Raw genomic sequence first — 14010 nt, 5'->3', positions numbered from 1 at the left:
GTTTGTGTACTAGGGGCCTTCTTGCTTAGAGAGTGCATTCTGCTAGGGTTAATTGCTAATTACTATTGATGAAATCTTAATCATACATCAATAAACAGCAGCGCTGAAGCATCAGTCCACTTTCTTTAAAAGGAATTGCAATGAGCAAGCTTGCCGCACTAATCGCCATGACCTTTGCCAGTATTGGCGTATCTGCCCAGGAAGGGGCCAGCCTTGATATTGGCAGCACGGAAACGGTGATTAATCATTTTATTGCACAGAATATTAATCCTCAGTCTGTATTGAGCCGATCATTGGGCGGGGTTAATTTGGGCGCTAATGTCAGCGACTACTTTTATAAAAATGGTCTTATTTCGGTGACAGGTACGGCGATTGATTCTAAAAATTCTGTGTTTGTATTAAAGGGCAGCAAGCAAAAATTATATGGCTATTTGGTTTTACACGATAGTAAAAAAGCATTTGAATATACCACCAACAGCAAGGGCATTGTATCTGTAACAGAAGTGCCTCTTAGCAAAATATATCCTGATCTGGATGAGCATTTTCCTATGCAAACCCAAGCCTTTGCCAATCTTGCTGTGGCTCATCCTCAATATAGCACTATGGCTCTGCGCCAGGCCCCGCATATCGGCCCATATCAGAATGAAGATGTGACTAAATTAGAAAGTAAACCGGGCAGCCCCTATGTTTTTTATTTAAATACAGCCTCCGTGATGAATGGATCAACCCCCTTAAATGGTGTAACAAAAGAGCAAATGTATCGCACATGGCAATCGGTTGCTGATCAGTATTCAATGCTGAATATGAATATCACCACTAATCTGGCTGTTTATAACGCGGCCAAAGCCAGTAATGTGCTTCGTACCGGGGTGATTAATTATGTTAATCAGGATGGCAGATCTAATGCGCCGGTCCATTCATTTGGCACGACGGCTGCGGGTACTTTATATCGTAATCCTTCGGCGGGTTTTGATTATGGTTACGGCATCGGGATGACGGCAGCGCATGAAATAGGGCATCAGATGGGTATGCAGCATGACCATGGCGGTAAAGGCGGTGAATATTTTGAAGGAATTGCCGCATTTCAGTGGGGGCCGATTATGGGCAATTACTGGATGGGGGGCAGCTGGGCTAATCAATTATTTACCTGGAGCAAGGGCGAATATAACACTGCAACTAATTTTGAAGATGATTTAAATATTATGAATTCTGGCGAATCCGTGCCCTATGCCACAGATGATAATCCAAGTGGCAAGCCTTTATTGCTGGAGGCAAATGGGGACATTAATCCGCAGCGCAATTTTGGCCAGATTGAGCGCAATACAGATAGCGATAGTTTTATGTTTAGTTTGAGTTCGGCGGGTACTTTGAACGCAAGAATCGATCCGATTGAATATTTGCGGATGCTCGATGTAGAGGCGCTGGTTTATGACAGCGGCGATAAGGTGGTGGCCAGGAGTAATTTAGCGGTAAATCGCTCAGCCGAATTTAATAATCTGATTTTAGCTGCGGGTAATTATCGCCTAGTGATTAAAGGCGGAGCCGAGGGCACACCACAGAATGGCTTTTCAAATTATTCGTCCCTGGGTTATTACGCAATCAAAGGCTCCTTGCTGGGTAAGGTGGCAGATACTGATCCCGTATTAAATAGCGGCGTACCGCTGACGGGGCAAGCAGGGGCAACGGGCGGCTGGAAGCATTATGTGATCGATGTGCCGGCAGGGATGGCTAAGCTGCAGTTCAGTATTGCCGGGGGCAATGGCGATGCAGATCTTTACGCACAGCTAGGGGCGCGCGCCACGACGACGAGCTACCTTTGTAAATCGGATGGCAGCACCAGCAATGAAACATGCAGCCTTAATCAGCCAGTGGCCGGTAAATATTACTTAAGCATCTATGGCTATGCTGCGTATTCGGCTTTAAGCGTGAGTGCCAGTTTTAGTCAGTGATGTTATGCAGCGTAACCCAACATTTATGCGTAAACAGAATGTTGGGTTACGCGATAAAGCCCGCTAACCCAAGCTGTGAATGCCACTTAAGTTGCCAGGGTTGGGGGCGACAGGCACGGCATATCTTTACACAAAGCCACCAAGTGAATGCATTCTTTAAGTCTGTGCAGAGAATATTAACTGCCCACCTTAGGCTTTGTTCATCGCAACTTACTAGCGGGCTGGGATTCAGAGACAAATAGCGAAAGTGATGTATGGCTTTGGTATGATGAGTGATTTGGTTTAAAGAGAACTCAAATGTTTTCCTGGCGCTGGTTTTTTGTTGTGGTACTTGTATTGGGGGCTTGGTATCAATGCCAGCACCGCGCACAGAAGCCGTTTCATCAGGCCAATGGCGTTTTGGTGCAGGGTGAGCCCGTGCAAAGCATGCTTGATCGTGGTGAGGTCTGGCAGAAAGATAATTACACCATCAAAGCCCTGGCGGATTTTGATATTGAAGCCCGTGTATTGTCTAAAGAAACGTACTCCAGTGGGCGCGAAGCTGATTTGTCCCCTGTCGATCTGGCTTTAGGCTGGGGGCCGATGTCCGATTCTGAAGTTTTGTCTGAATTAAGTATTTCTCAGAGCAATCGTTTTTATTTTTATCGTTGGGAAAACCAGCCGCCACGCCCTCCTGAGGAGATCGCCCGCCACAGCGCTAATATGCATATGATTCCGGCGGATGCTCAGATCGAAAAAATATTGAAAGCGGTCAGGCCAGGTCAAATCATTCGTTTACACGGCAAGCTTGTTGAAGTGAGTGCGCCCGATGGCTGGCGTTGGCAGTCTTCGCTGACGCGTGATGATACTGGCGCGGGTGCTTGTGAGTTGTTTCGGGTGGAAAGCGCTGAAATTCGCTGAAGCCGATCAGTCTTGCTTGTTTTTTAAATGTAAGTTCAGCGTTACTTTTTAAACTAGCGATCAGATCTTGCAGTGATACAATCAAAGCCATGAAAAAAGCGTGGCTTTTCTTTTTGTTGCTGTCAGTCCTTGCCTTGAACACGGCCATGGCGGGCTGGGTTGCGCCTGCGCCCGGCAAGGTTTGCCACATGATGCAAATGCCATCCGCTGAAAAATGCCAGATGGATCAGTCTTTGTTAATGGCCGATTGCCTGCAAACTTGCATGAGCCATTACACGGCTTTGCCCGTCGCTTTTAGTTTTGCTCCTCCAATCCTATTGCCGCCGGTATTCAATGCCGTGGCTCAGCTGCACCTGCCAGACCCTCTGCTTAAATCCCCCGATAAGCCGCCCAAATCAGCCTGATTGCTGATTAATTAAGCCTCAATTCATTGAATAACCTGCCATTGCAGGCCGCTTGCGGCTGGCTGGCTTATGGGAAAACCCATCATGAAAAAAATATTATTTATCCTTGCATTAACTTTATTGGCTCAGCCTGCGCTGGCCGCGATTAACGCGACTTTGTATAAAAGCCCGGCTTGCGGTTGCTGCGAAGAATATGTGAAGTATCTGGAAAAAAATGGCTTTAAAGTCAAAGCCATTAATAGCAACGATATGTCGGCGATTAAAGCGCAGTATGGCTCGTCCAATTTGGCAAGCTGCCACACCACCCGTATTGGCAATTACACGGTAGAGGGCCATGTGCCGGTGGCGGCGATTCAAAAATTGCTGCGTGAAAAGCCTGCTATTGCGGGGATTAGCGCGCCGGGTATGCCACAAAACGCCCCAGGTATGGGGCCGGAAATTAAAGGCACTTTAAAGATTTATCAGCTGGGCAATGCTGCCGTGCCTAAGCTATTTTCTGTTGAATAAGGGCTAAGCATCATGAATCGCAGACACTTCTTACATGCAGCATTGGGTTCAGCGGGCCTGGCTTTGGCTTCAAATCCGCTTTGGGCGGCGATAAATCATGGCGGGCACGCCGGACACGCCTCTGGCACGCCAGCCATGCCGCTTAAAATGGCGCCAGAAAATATCAGCTTATTGCCAGTCAATGCCCTGCCAGCCGGTCAGCCGCACGCTATTTTGTTCCGCCTGCCTAATCTCAGCTCTAAACCTGCCGTGGTTGCGGCCACTATTACCGCCGAGCCCTATGAGGCAGAGCTGATCCCCGGTAAAAAAACCGTGGTCTGGGCTTATAACCGCAGTATTCCCGGCCCGCTGATCGAGGCTTTTGAAGGCGATACGGTAGAAATTCGCTTTGTGAATAAGCTGGCACAAGCATCCACAGTGCATTGGCACGGCATGCCCGTGCCTGCCGATCAGGATGGCAACCCGCAAGATGCCGTGCCAGCTGGGGGTGAGCGGCTTTATCGCTTTACCTTGCCGATTGGATCGGCAGGCACTTACTGGTATCACCCGCATCCGCATGGCGACACGCCCGAGCAGGTGTATCGCGGCTTAGCGGGCCTTTTTATTGTGCGGACTAAAAATGATGTGCTGGCGCATCTGCCTGAACAGCACCTGGTGATTTCTGATTTGCGCCTCGCAAGTGACGGCAGTATTCCAGACAACAATATGAACGATTGGATGAATGGCCGCGAAGGGCAGTTTGCCTTGGTGAATGGCCAGCGTGAGCCGGTGATTACAGTAGGTGAAGCGCAGCGCTGGCGCATCTGGAATGCCTGCAGCGCCCGTTATTTACGGCTTAGCATTCCTGGCAGAAAAATCATTCTGGTTGGCAGTGACGGTGGTCTTTTAGAGCGGGCGCAAGAAGTGAGCGAGCTGCTGCTTGCACCGGGCGAGCGGGCCGAATGGATAGTCGCGGGGCCAGCGGGGGCCGTCAGCCTGATGGCGCTGACTTACGACAGAAGCAAAATGGGCAAGGTAGCGCCTGAGCAAGATATCAGGCTGGCCAGCATTCAATTTAGCCAGGATAGCGCAGCCAAACTGCCAGAGCGCTTACGCACCCTGCCGCCCAGGGTCAAGCCCGTGGCCAAAAAACGTGTGGTGTTTAGCGAGATCATGAGTATGGAAGGCGGCCAGCACAGCATGCAATTCTTAGTGAATGGCAAAAGCTACGATATGCAGCGGGTGGATTTGACCAGCCGCCTTGGCGATACCGAGCTATGGGAGATCGTGAATGACTCACATATGGATCATCCTTTCCATATTCATGGTACGCAGTTTGAGGTGTTGGATACCACGCTCAAAGGTAAAACCACGCCTGCGCCGTGGCGGGCCCCAAAAGACACCTTTAATCTGAAGCCCTATCAAAGCGCCCGTATTTTAATCACCCAAAAACACCTGGGCCTGCGTATGTACCACTGCCATATTCTGGAGCATGAAGGGCAGGGCATGATGGGGCAGGTGTTGGTGAAGTAAGGGGTACGTCATTCGTTGGGTGGGAAAAGCTCGCGTATTTGCATGCGGGGGTTTCCCATCCGCGTTAACCAAAGTCAAAAAGATCTTTTTAGTGCCTTTGGCACCTTGATTTAGGTGTGGGCATCCCGCTGGACCTTCCTTTCTTGTGCGGCCAAGACACGAAGCCAAGCCACAACCCCAATAGCACGAAGGCCCCCCAGCTGCGGACAATCGAGCGGGGGCTGCGGAACTCGCTTCGCTCAAACAGGCATCAAAGAAACCCCGCTTGTTCCTCGCTTCTGCGTGCTTCAAGGGGGGGTAAGTCCCGTGCCACTCGCTGCGGTATGAGTCCAGATTTCAAAGGTTGAAAAATACTAAAAACTTACAAAACAACTTCATTCAAGCCTTGTTTCCCTCCGTGAAACGCTGCGTTTTCTGTAGTTCAATGTATATACTTTTATTTTTTATATCAGTGGCTTAAGGAAAAAGCGGTTATTAGGGCGTTAGCAAAGAGGTTTTTAATGGGCTGCGTTATGCCGTATGGGCTTGGTGAGTACACGGCGCAATGCGTCTGAAAAAACCCAGGTTTATTACGCCCTACGGCTTAACATTGGCTTCACTGGTTGTATGCGATAAGCCTTAATCGCCATAACAATCGCCAGCAAAATCAGCCCTGCAGCAAGGACGAAGGTGATGTTCAGGCCGTGAGTCACCGCTTCGGGGCTGGCAGAGCTGAAGGTGTTTGTGCCTGCTGCCATAACAAACACTGCGCCCATCAGGGATGCGCCGGTGATCAGGCCAAGGTTGCGAGATAGATTAAGCAGGCCGGAAATCAGGCCGCGCTGACCTTTGCTAATCCCGCCCATCACCGCGGTATTGTTTGCGGTTTGGAACAGGGCGTAGCCGCTGGTGATCAGTACCATGGGGGAGATATAGCCGCCCAATGATGCAGGCAGCAGCGCCAGTGCAAAGCAACCGGCCGCCATGCTGCTCAGCCCGATCAGGGTGGAGGGCAGCGTGCCCAAATGATCTGTTATTTTGCCGGCAGGCACACCTGTTAACGCGGCAGCGATGGGGCCGATGGACATCAGCAGCCCCACATGGGTGGCGTCCAGCCCAAATGCGCGGGACAGATAAAATGGCCCCACCACCAGCGTTGCCATGATCACGGTGGCGACCAGTGCGCTCGTAGCAAGGCCGGTATTCAGCGCAACATTGCGTAATAAATCTAAGCGGATCAAAGGGGCGGCAGCGCTTTTTTCTGCAACGATAAACAGGCCGGTTCCGCAAGCCGCAGCCAATAATAAGGCCACATTCAGCAGCCCAAAATGGCCTCGCCCCATCGTCATGGCCAGCGCATAAGCCGCAAGGGTGAAGGCCAGCAAGAGCGTGCCCAAGTGATCGAAACGAGGGCGCCGGGCAGCAGGCCGGTCAAGCGGCAAATGGCGCTGCGCCAGTAAAAAAGCCAAAATGCCGGGCGGAATATTAATCAAAAAAATCGCCTGCCAGCCTGGCCCCGCAATCAACACGCCGCCCAGCGACGGCCCCAACGCCGTGCCCACGGCCGACATACTGCCCAGCAGCCCCATAGCGCTGCCGGTTTTTTCTTTTGGAATCACCTCGCCCACAAAAGCCATGGTTAAGCTCATCATCATGGCAGCCCCCAAGCCCTGAACGGCGCGCGCGGCAATCAGCCAATTGAGCGTGGGTGCGATGGCGCACAGGATGGAGGCCAGCGTAAACAGCAAAATCCCCGTCATCAGCAGCCGCCTGCGCCCAGCCAGTTCACCCAGCCTGCCCACGCTGACAATCAAAGTGGTCATCGCCAGTAAGTAAGCGATCACCACCCATTGCACCTGTTGAAAAGTCGCGTTAAACGCCTGCGCCAAAGCAGGCAAGCCCACATTGGCGATGCTGGTGCTTAGCGATGGCAGCAAAATAGCCAGCGACAGGCTGGCGAGTACCCAGCGCGCTGAGGCTGCGTTTTGCATCACGGCTGGATTAGGTGGATATAGTTTCAAAATGAGCACCTTAAGGGTTATCAGATGTATGCCATGCATCCCGCTGCGCGTTTGCAAACATCAAATCATCGCAGGGCGGGTTTCACCCCAATCCTGTTAACGTAAGAAAAACCAACGGGAGAGGGGACTTTTGTAGATACAAGGTTGGGTTACGTGATAAAGCCCGCTAACCCAAGCTATGAATCCCCCTTAAGTCGATAGGATTGCGTTTCACCCGCCCCACAAAAGCCACTCACTGCAAGATAGCCCCTTGTTTGGAGTGGCGGAAGACGCATGGTATGCACTTTATTCATGCATTTAACGCCATAGCAAATTAGGCTAATATCCAGCGATGACGACACCAGACTTCAATTTGCTGATTACTCTTAATGCCGTGCTGGCCGAGGGCAGTGTGGCTAAAGCTGCCAAAAGGCTTGGCCTTAGCCCCTCGGCGATGAGCCGTGCCTTGGCACGCTTGCGGGATACGATGGGCGACCCGCTGCTGGTCAGAGCCGGGCGCGGCCTTGTGTCTACGCCGCGCGCACTTGAGCTGCGGGAGCAGGTCAGCCAGTTAGTGCAAGACGCAGAAGCCGTGCTTCGCCCCGCCGGTCAACTTGATCTTAAGCAGCTGGCCAGAACATTTACCTTAAGAAGCAGCGACGGCTTTGTAGAGAATTTTGGCCCCGCGCTGATCGCCCGCATCAGTGCGGAAGCACCCGGCGTGCGGCTGCGCTTTGTGCAAAAGCTAAATAAAGACAGCGCTTCGCTAAGGGATGGCTCGGTTGATTTAGAAACCGGCGTAATCAGCGAAACCACAGGCCCCGAGGTGCGCACCCGGGCCTTATTCAGGGATCACTTTATCGGCGTGGTGCGGATGGGGCATATACTTAGCCAAGTGGAAATCACTGCCGAGCGATTTGCCGCCAGCTCGCATATTCTAGTTTCAAGGCGCGGCTTGGATAGGGGCTTGATCGATGAAGCCTTGCAGCCCTTGGGTCTTACGCGAAAAATCACCACTATCGTCAGTGATTTTTCCGCAGCGCTGGCACTTGCCAGATCCACAGACCTGATCGCCACCGTGCCAGAACGCCATACTCAAGCTTTGAGCGCCGGAATGCACCTCTTCCCCCTGCCTTTCCCCGCCCCGGAAATCACCATATCCATGTTATGGCACCACATGAAATTAGCTGGATGTTGCAGTGCCCTAATACGCGCTGCGTAGGATGTTTGCAATGCTTAGCGAGCGCACATTTTTGTATGTGGATTCAGTAAAGCGGGCATCTTTTGGTGTCTTGAACATATATGCCCGTAAAGTATACTTACTGTTGGCATAATGGATAGTGACAATATAAAAAAGTAAAAAGAAAGAATATAGTTTTATTTTGTTAAATTGTGGAAGTAAATTTCTTTGTTTATTGTAAACTTACAGCCATTAAGAGCTTGCAAGAGCTGTGTGTTTGAAAATGCGAAAGATGAAAAATCTTTTTATATAAATATTATCTAATTTGTTGTTTATTAATATGTCAATTTCTATTTTGTTCCCTTTTGTATATTTAATGATAGGAGTAATTCTTGGGCGGTTTTCATTTGAAGTAAAATACCGCGCATCTGCATTGCTTACAAAGACAGTAATTCCTTTCGTCATTGTTTTTAATATTGCCACATATCAGTCTGGTGTTTTTATTATCATGGCTGGCATTGTTATAATCATGCTGATGATGCTGGTGATGATCCGAATTGTTAATAAAGATCCTGTTAAAAATTTATGCTTCTGCTACTTAAATATTGGCTGGCTTGGCCTGCCGATTGCAAGCTCATTTTTTGGCAGCGGAGCAGCGATGGTCATTATTGCTGCATATATAGGTAGCTCTTTATTTGGGAATTCAGTGGGTTTAGGGTTGATGGCCCAAGGGGAAAATATGCGAGCTAGGATAATTAAAATTTTCAAAGCTCCTCCCGTTTTGGCTTTAGTTATTGGGCTGGCCCTCTCCCCATTGAGCATTCAAATTATGCATTATGGTAAGCCCAGCTATGAAGTAATTAAATTTATAATGAGTTTTTTAGGTATGGTTATATTAGGTGTATGGCTGGCTGAAACATCATTTGAAAAAGCAGACTTCAAAAATTCATTATTAAATTTTTTTGCCAGATCTTCTTTGTTTTTTATTTTAATAAATTTATTTATACAAATATGTACATATTACGAAGTAAAATTAGTTGAAGAAAATATTCTTACTTTATATTTGATCTGCCTTCTCCCTCCCGCCGCCAATATTATTGTCCTTGAAACACATTATATGAAGAGCGGGAGATCAGCAAGCATGATTGCATGGGGGACTTGTATTAGTATTGTAGCTATTGCTATTTACCTTGCTTTGATTATGACTTTTAAGATTAACCCTGCTCATGGTTTGTTTTATTTGGCTTAAACTACGAGAGTTTTTATAGTATTAACTACAAGGTAATTTATACTGAATGGGTAGGTTGTTTTTTATGGGTATAAAATATTGAATAAATAAATTTTGCATATCAAAACTCCCACTTGCACACTTGGGAAGAAACCAGCTGGCAAGGGGAGCTTGTTGCATATTTTTTTAGTTTGCTAATTAAATTATATTAAAAATTTTTTCAGTACTTTTCAATAATTTGCTTAAGCACATCTTCCTGATAAGGGTGTACTTCGCTGGCGTCTTCCATATCGGAAAGTAATTGAGGGTTATTAAATTTTCTGCGTGCTTCTTCGTAATAGGGGATTTGCACGCGGCGGTACAGGTCGACAAATTCATCGAAATCGAGCACATGGCAGTAATTGCGGTATTGGCCGCGTGCTTTGATTTTGCCAAGGCTGATAAATGAGAGCAGATAGGTGCTGCCTTTGGTGCCAAGGAAATCATTCAGGGGCACAGACGAGGGATAGGATGGCGGCTCGCAGACAAATTTATGGATGATTTTGAAATCAAAGTCACGCTGATTGCTATCGTGCTGCCAAATTACATAGCCTTCATCTGGGGATGTAATTGTTTTGCCGCAGCAATCGCAAATCCATTCTTGCAGTGGTTTTAGCATCGCCATCTCCTGAGCGTATTTTTATTTACTTTAGCTCGTTTCATTGGAAAGGCCAGTGGGCTGCCTCCGTTTGGCGGGTCAAAAATGCATAAAAAAATAGCCCCTGTGTAAGCATAGGGGCTATTTTTTTGTTGTGGTTTGCTTATTGATTTAGCGCTTCATTCACTAAATCACCTAATTGCTGGTAGCCAAAACTGAGCAGCGGTTTGCCATTTACAAAATAGCTTGGTGTTTTATTAACGCCCAGTGCCTGTGCGTCGGCCTTTTCTTGCTGGATCAGCATTTGAATGCTGTCTGACTGCATATCAGTTTGTAATTGCGCCATATCCAGCCCCAGCGGGGCGAGTAGCGGCAGCACGAGGCTGGCATTGGCCTGGTGGTTTTGGGTCCATTTATCTTGCGCAGCAAGCACAATTTCTAGTGCCGGCCAGTATTTTCCTTGCTTGCGTGCGGCTTCTAATACGGCAATGACCTGGTCTGCGCCCTGATGCAATGGGGCGTAACGCATCACGAGGCGAATTTGCTCTGGGTTTTTGGCCATCAGCTCTTTTACAAAAGGGTAAAACGCAGCACACGCTTCGCAAGCGGGATCAATAAATTCAACAATCGTCACCTTGGCATTTTGCGCGCCAATGATGGGCGAATGCATACGCATTAAGGCTTCCTGATTAATCTGGATATTGGCTTGAGCGGCAGATTGCTGATTGTTTTTAAAGGCCAGCGTTCCGACAATAAATAGCGCTAATAAAATTAGCGCTGTGATGATAAAAATGATTTTTTGCTTCATTTCTTACCCTGAATCAATGTAGCGACTAAAGAAATGCTGATCAGCGCAAAGGCGCAGACCGACATCAGTGGAATAGTCAGAAAGCCCAGCCATTCGGCTTCGATTTCAGAGCAGGATGAACCTTGGGCGCAGGGGCTGGCGGCGGGCGAAAGCAGGCCCATTTGTAAAAACCAGTGAAAAACCGCAAATCCAAGGCCGATCAACGCCAAAGGCAGGGCATAGCGGGCGACTTTAGTGTCGAGTGGAAACAGCGCCAGCGGCAGGAAGATGGCCAGTGGAAACATAAAAATCCGCTGATACCAGCACAGGGTGCAGGGGGGAAGCCCCATCACTTCTCCAAAAAATAAAGCACCGAGTGTGCCGCTGGCGGCAATCAGCCAGGCAATAAAAATAAGCATCCAGCTGGCGGAATCGCTGGCGGGGACGGAGCTTGGGGGGTGATCAGGCAAAATATTCCTCTTGCGTGCAGCGTTTGGAAAAGAATACAGACCAGAATCACGGCTCAGGGTTCAAGACTATTTAGTGGTAGAAGTTGCACCCAAGCTTGCGTGCGGTGGCTTTGCAATGTGGCTGATATTATTTAAGGCGGTAATTTGCAGACAGGGAGAATTCTTTAGTGAGGGCTAATCCATTTAATTACAAAGCACTGACTCATCAGTACAATCCTTGGCATCTGCCGCCTGAAAAGATATTGCTATGACTTGGCTTGATCACTATTTAAAACGCCTTTCGCTGACAAGCTGGCCAACGCCTGATCAGGCAGGGCTGGCTTTTTTGCAAAGGCGGCATGTTGAATCCATTGCATTTGGTAATGTTGATCTCTTATTGGGCACCCCCCCTAAGCTGAATCATGATGCATTAGTTGAAAAACTATTAATTCACGGCCGCCCCGGGTATTGCTACGAAATTAATACGCTGTTTGCATCACTATTAAATCACCTTGGTTTGAAAACCACATTGCATATGGCGCGGGTATTACTGAATAAAGAGCGGGTGCATGAGCGGCCCAGATCGCACTTAGTTTTGACTGCGGAGCAGGAAGGCCAAACGTGGCTCTTGGATGCAGGCTTTGGCGGCGGCGGGATTTGCGAGCCTGTTCCATTGCAGGCAGGCGTGGTGTTTGATCAGGGTATTGATCAATATCGCTTATTGCCCGAGCAAACGCCCGCAGGCTGGTATTTGCAGCGTGAAATAAATGGCGAATGGAATAATTTATATTGGTTTGATTTAGCCATTGCTTATCCGCCGGATTGCCATGTTGGTAATCATTTTGCGGCAACAGCAAATGAATCCATTTTTTTGCATGATCTGATGGTTACACGTATCGACGGCATGCAACGCTTGGTGCTGCATAACCGGAAATTGAGTATCCGTAGCAAAATGGATAGCAGCGTTAAAATAATTCAGACCTCTGATGAGTTGCAAAACATTCTTGATCATTATTTCGGCTTTAGTGTGCAGCCTGATCAGGCTGGGTTGCTTTTTCAAAATGGTTTTGAGCAGGAATTACTGCCTGCGCAGAAATGACTGAGCGGAAACAATCAGCGTTTTTCTCAATCATCAGCAGGAAATCTCATGGCAATGTATTGCTTATCTATCCACCATCCCAGTGGCTACAATCCATCTGTTTCAGAAGACCCAGCCATGGGCCTTGCCATCGACGCGCTTGATGGTGAAATGGTGGCCGCGGGTGTCAGAGTTTTTGTCGGCGGCCTGCATCCGGCAGAGCACGCAAAATCAATCAGGATGCAGGCTAATGGCCAGCTGCAGGTCAGCGAAGGGCCATACCTGAATACCACAGAACATGTCGGCGGCTTTTGGGTGCTGCAAGTGGCAAATCTGGAAGAAGCCATGGCCTGGGGCCGCAAAGCCGCAGTAGCCTGCCGGGCACCAGTAGAAGTTCGTCAGTTTCATTGATTGTTTAAACCAGCCTGCGCTGCCCCAAAGCGAGCTGGTTCAGGTCGGGCTGGCTTACAGCGTATTCAGTTCGAAGGTATTTGCATCACTTTATGCTTCACTGCAGTGGTCCAGATTCCTCCTTTGTAAAAGGGAGAAGGAGGGGATTTACAGTTGCAGTGGCCAGATATCTTTTTATCAAAAGATGCAAAGCTACCCCCTCCTGACCACTCTTCTTTAATGGGGGCAATAGCGAAAACTGATGCTAAGACTTATACATTCAGGCCTGTCCTTGCTATTTGCTTTTTGCAATACCAAATACATTTTCAGTCTGTTGTCATTATGTAGTTATTTACTGCGGAGAATCTATGTCTGCCCGTCCAATGCAAAAATACGCTGGCAGCTGCCACTGTGGTGCTGTTCGCTTTGAGATTGAAACCGATTTCCCCGAGCTGACCATGTGCGATTGCTCAATCTGCCGCAAGAAAAACGCGCTAATGATAAAGGTGCATGAAAGCCAGTTCCGGCTGATTGCCGGGGAAGAGGCGCTGACTGAATACCAGTTTCACACCAAAACTGCGCGTCATTTTTTCTGTAAGGTCTGCGGCATCTACCCCTTTCACCGCAAGCGCGTCACCCCGGACAACTTTGGCATCAATGTTCATTGCCTTGAAGGCTTTGATCCAGCCGGGATACCGGTGCGGCAGGCGGTTGGGGCGGCGATGACGTAAGGCAGGGGTAACGCAAAAGCTAAGCGTTGCAGGGATTGATGACGGCAGGGGCACCAGCGATTCAGCCGGGTAATTCGGGCGGTAATCCAGTTTGTGCTGTGTTGCTGGCAATATCATTAACCTTGTTTATCGCACTGACAAAAAAGCCCACTAAATGAACTGACCCCAATTAGTTGGACAGTATAAAAGCTAGGCGCTCAAGGGCTGGGTTCTGTATTGCACAGGACTCAGCCCTTTTAACTTCAGTTTGATTCGGTCGTGGTTATAGTAATGGATGTA

15 protein-coding genes are annotated in these 14010 nt (G+C 48.7%); 10 read left to right on the top strand and 5 right to left on the bottom strand.

Going from position 1 to position 14010, the window contains the following annotated elements; all coding sequences use genetic code 11:
• The first annotated feature begins 140 nt into the window (after positions 1-140).
• The 5 genes from CSQ88_RS14150 (at position 141) to CSQ88_RS14130 (ending at position 5272) form a co-directional block, all read left to right on the top strand.
• Positions 141-1949 carry a pre-peptidase C-terminal domain-containing protein gene (locus CSQ88_RS14150; RefSeq protein ID WP_099398737.1) on the top strand — a complete coding sequence of 603 codons (1809 nt, stop codon included), beginning with the start codon at positions 141-143 and terminating at the stop codon, positions 1947-1949.
• 297 nt (positions 1950-2246) lie between these two features.
• The gene (locus CSQ88_RS14145; protein WP_099398736.1) at positions 2247-2849 is read left to right on the top strand and encodes a hypothetical protein; all 603 of its coding nucleotides are present in this window, start codon (positions 2247-2249) and stop codon (positions 2847-2849) included.
• Between the two features lie 146 nt (positions 2850-2995).
• Entirely contained in the window at positions 2996-3253 is a 258-nt protein-coding gene (locus tag CSQ88_RS14140) for a hypothetical protein (protein WP_143449484.1), read from the top strand.
• 84 nt (positions 3254-3337) lie between these two features.
• The gene (locus CSQ88_RS14135; protein ID WP_099398734.1) at positions 3338-3760 is read left to right on the top strand and encodes a DUF411 domain-containing protein; all 423 of its coding nucleotides are present in this window, start codon (positions 3338-3340) and stop codon (positions 3758-3760) included.
• Positions 3761-3772: 12 nt separating this feature from the next.
• On the top strand, positions 3773-5272 hold the full coding sequence (locus tag CSQ88_RS14130) for a multicopper oxidase family protein (RefSeq protein ID WP_099398733.1): 1500 nt from the start codon (positions 3773-3775) through the stop codon (positions 5270-5272).
• Between the two features lie 569 nt (positions 5273-5841).
• Here CSQ88_RS14130 and CSQ88_RS14125 read toward each other — a convergent pair.
• The gene (locus CSQ88_RS14125) at positions 5842-7281 is read right to left on the bottom strand and encodes an MFS transporter (protein WP_374700466.1); all 1440 of its coding nucleotides are present in this window, start codon (positions 7279-7281) and stop codon (positions 5842-5844) included.
• A gap of 322 nt (positions 7282-7603) precedes the next feature.
• Between CSQ88_RS14125 and CSQ88_RS14120 the strand changes: the two genes are divergently transcribed.
• Both CSQ88_RS14120 and CSQ88_RS14115 read left to right on the top strand, forming a co-directional pair.
• On the top strand, positions 7604-8473 hold the full coding sequence (locus CSQ88_RS14120; protein WP_099398732.1) for a LysR family transcriptional regulator: 870 nt from the start codon (positions 7604-7606) through the stop codon (positions 8471-8473).
• 298 nt (positions 8474-8771) lie between these two features.
• Positions 8772-9680: an AEC family transporter gene (locus tag CSQ88_RS14115; RefSeq protein ID WP_180273665.1), complete on the top strand. Its 909-nt coding sequence runs from the start codon at positions 8772-8774 to the stop codon at positions 9678-9680.
• A gap of 199 nt (positions 9681-9879) precedes the next feature.
• On the opposite strand, the gene CSQ88_RS14110 is transcribed toward CSQ88_RS14115, so the two are convergent.
• The 3 genes from CSQ88_RS14110 to CSQ88_RS14100 form a co-directional block, all read right to left on the bottom strand.
• Positions 9880-10317 (bottom strand): hypothetical protein, encoded by a 438-nt coding sequence (locus CSQ88_RS14110; RefSeq protein ID WP_099398731.1) that lies wholly within the window; start codon positions 10315-10317, stop codon positions 9880-9882.
• Between the two features lie 142 nt (positions 10318-10459).
• The gene (locus CSQ88_RS14105) at positions 10460-11104 is read right to left on the bottom strand and encodes a thioredoxin domain-containing protein (RefSeq protein ID WP_099398730.1); all 645 of its coding nucleotides are present in this window, start codon (positions 11102-11104) and stop codon (positions 10460-10462) included.
• The gene (locus CSQ88_RS14100) at positions 11101-11553 is read right to left on the bottom strand and encodes a disulfide bond formation protein B (RefSeq protein WP_218963096.1); all 453 of its coding nucleotides are present in this window, start codon (positions 11551-11553) and stop codon (positions 11101-11103) included. The genes CSQ88_RS14105 and CSQ88_RS14100 overlap by 4 nt, the downstream gene beginning before the upstream one ends.
• Before the next feature lie 247 nt (positions 11554-11800).
• On the opposite strand from CSQ88_RS14100, the gene CSQ88_RS14095 reads away from it, so the two are divergent.
• From CSQ88_RS14095 to CSQ88_RS14085, 3 genes are all read left to right on the top strand, one after another.
• Positions 11801-12631: an arylamine N-acetyltransferase gene (locus CSQ88_RS14095; RefSeq protein ID WP_099398729.1), complete on the top strand. Its 831-nt coding sequence runs from the start codon at positions 11801-11803 to the stop codon at positions 12629-12631.
• 48 nt (positions 12632-12679) lie between these two features.
• Positions 12680-13021, top strand: a complete 342-nt coding sequence (locus tag CSQ88_RS14090) for a YciI family protein (protein ID WP_099398728.1) — start codon at positions 12680-12682, stop codon at positions 13019-13021.
• A gap of 347 nt (positions 13022-13368) precedes the next feature.
• On the top strand, positions 13369-13731 hold the full coding sequence (locus CSQ88_RS14085) for a GFA family protein (RefSeq protein WP_218963095.1): 363 nt from the start codon (positions 13369-13371) through the stop codon (positions 13729-13731).
• Positions 13732-13920: 189 nt separating this feature from the next.
• On the opposite strand, the gene CSQ88_RS14080 is transcribed toward CSQ88_RS14085, so the two are convergent.
• A partial coding sequence (locus tag CSQ88_RS14080; protein WP_143449393.1) for an IS3 family transposase occupies positions 13921-14010 on the bottom strand: 90 nt, incomplete at its 5' end.

This window comes from Iodobacter sp. BJB302 (assembly GCF_002735645.1).
Taxonomy (GTDB): Bacteria; Pseudomonadota; Gammaproteobacteria; order Burkholderiales; family Chitinibacteraceae; genus Iodobacter.
The sequence above is the reverse complement of the archived record's forward strand: the minus strand, read 5'-3'. Positions and strand labels throughout refer to the sequence as shown.

Excerpts from the sequence above, each read along its gene's own strand:
- CSQ88_RS14110 (WP_099398731.1), bottom strand. The coding sequence starts at position 10,317 with ATGCTAAAACCACTGCAAGAATGGATTTGCGATTGCTGCGGCAAAACA.
- CSQ88_RS14120 (WP_099398732.1), top strand. The coding sequence starts at position 7,604 with ATGACGACACCAGACTTCAATTTGCTGATTACTCTTAATGCCGTGCTG.
- CSQ88_RS14115 (WP_180273665.1), top strand. The coding sequence starts at position 8,772 with ATGTCAATTTCTATTTTGTTCCCTTTTGTATATTTAATGATAGGAGTA.
- CSQ88_RS14135 (WP_099398734.1), top strand. The coding sequence starts at position 3,338 with ATGAAAAAAATATTATTTATCCTTGCATTAACTTTATTGGCTCAGCCT.
- CSQ88_RS14105 (WP_099398730.1), bottom strand. The coding sequence starts at position 11,104 with ATGAAGCAAAAAATCATTTTTATCATCACAGCGCTAATTTTATTAGCG.
- CSQ88_RS14085 (WP_218963095.1), top strand. The coding sequence starts at position 13,369 with ATGTCTGCCCGTCCAATGCAAAAATACGCTGGCAGCTGCCACTGTGGT.
- CSQ88_RS14090 (WP_099398728.1), top strand. The coding sequence starts at position 12,680 with ATGGCAATGTATTGCTTATCTATCCACCATCCCAGTGGCTACAATCCA.
- CSQ88_RS14130 (WP_099398733.1), top strand. The coding sequence starts at position 3,773 with ATGAATCGCAGACACTTCTTACATGCAGCATTGGGTTCAGCGGGCCTG.
- CSQ88_RS14140 (WP_143449484.1), top strand. The coding sequence starts at position 2,996 with ATGGCGGGCTGGGTTGCGCCTGCGCCCGGCAAGGTTTGCCACATGATG.
- CSQ88_RS14150 (WP_099398737.1), top strand. The coding sequence starts at position 141 with ATGAGCAAGCTTGCCGCACTAATCGCCATGACCTTTGCCAGTATTGGC.
- CSQ88_RS14095 (WP_099398729.1), top strand. The coding sequence starts at position 11,801 with ATGACTTGGCTTGATCACTATTTAAAACGCCTTTCGCTGACAAGCTGG.
- CSQ88_RS14145 (WP_099398736.1), top strand. The coding sequence starts at position 2,247 with ATGTTTTCCTGGCGCTGGTTTTTTGTTGTGGTACTTGTATTGGGGGCT.